This is a genomic window from Methylobacterium sp. WL116 (assembly GCF_008039455.1).
Taxonomy (GTDB): Bacteria; Pseudomonadota; Alphaproteobacteria; order Rhizobiales; family Beijerinckiaceae; genus Methylobacterium.
In genome coordinates, this window is the sequence record NZ_VRUV01000869.1 from 1 (window position 1) to 1,212 (window position 1,212).

Annotated in this window: 1 protein-coding gene and 1 pseudogene; both read right to left on the reverse strand. The window is 73.7% G+C overall.

Annotation, left to right across the window (positions count from 1 at the left end):
* Window positions 1-546 (reverse strand): YcjX family protein (locus tag FV223_RS28055; RefSeq protein ID WP_147729932.1); only part of this gene is annotated, 546 nt, incomplete at its 3' end.
* A 98-nt stretch (window positions 547-644) separates the two neighbouring features.
* A pseudogene (locus FV223_RS30990) lies at window positions 645-1,212 on the reverse strand (hypothetical protein); the annotation flags it as partial.

Consider the following 1,212-nt stretch of genomic DNA (forward strand, 5'->3'; position numbering starts at 1 on the left):
GAGCCCCCTCAGCATCGCGAGCCACGGCGCGGCCATCCCGCCGCGGCCGGCGCGCCGGGTCCCGGCGATGGTCGCCCGCGACCACGCTGTGTAGCTCTGCTCCAGGAGCGCGAGATCGAGCAGCCATTCGCCGGGATAGTCGACGACGTCGAGCATCAGCGTGCCCGGGCCGGAGCGCCAGCCGCCGGCGCGCTCGTACTCGATCGCGAGCCGGAACTGGCTGATCCGATCGGTGGAACGCGGCCAGAGGCGGGACTCCGTCAGCGCCGAGAAATGCTCCTCGAAGGGAAAGCGCGGAACGTCGTCGTCCGGCTGCGGCACGAGGCGGGCGCGGCGCAGGCGTCCCTCCTGCGCCGGGGCGAAGGCGGGGAGCGCATGGCTCTCAACAAGATGGTGGATGAGGGCGGTTGTGAACACGGTCTTGCCCGAGCGGGCGAGCCCGGTGACGCCGAGCCGCAGAGTCGGCTGGATCAGGAAGTCGCTCGAAGCTTCCGCGAAGGCCTTGACCGCGGAGCCGGCACGCGCGGCGAAACTCTGGATGGGCAAGGGCGGGCTCGGGGGCTCGGGAAACGCGAAGGGCCAACCGGTCGGCCGTCGCCGCTCAGGTGGCGCGGGGAGGGGGCCGCGACAAGGCTCGGTGAAGGCTACTTGGCCGCATCGGCCGTCGCCGCGGGGGTCGGACCGAGCCGGGCGATCGCCGCCTCCACGAGGGGCGGACCCGCGTGCAACGCGCCGAGCTCGACCCCCGACATCGCGCGCATGACGGGGGCGAGGTTCGGCAGCGGGCTGCCGTCGGGCGAGAACAGCGCGAGGTCGTCCGTGGCGCGCAGGCCCACGCTCCTGGCGATGGCGGCCGCGTAGTTGCCGATCCGGACCTCGTCGTTGCCGCAGAGCGGGGCCGGTGCACGCAGATCCCCCATCGCCAGGCCGGAGACCATCATCGGCAACAGGGTCGAATCGGCCACGAGGCGATCCGGCGACGGCACCTTGCGGTCGAGGAGCGCGGCGGGATCGTCCGCCCCGCGCGGGGCCGGAAACCGTACGGTCGGCGTCGGCCTGTCGGCGAGGCCGGTCGCGATATCCGCGACGGGTTTCTGCATCGCCCTGGCCTGGATCGACGGGCGCCGGGCCGGATGGCCGCTCATCCGGGCGAGCGGCGACCAGGGCTGCACCCGCAGGGCGGTGCGCGGCGCCCTTCGATCCAGGCCAGGG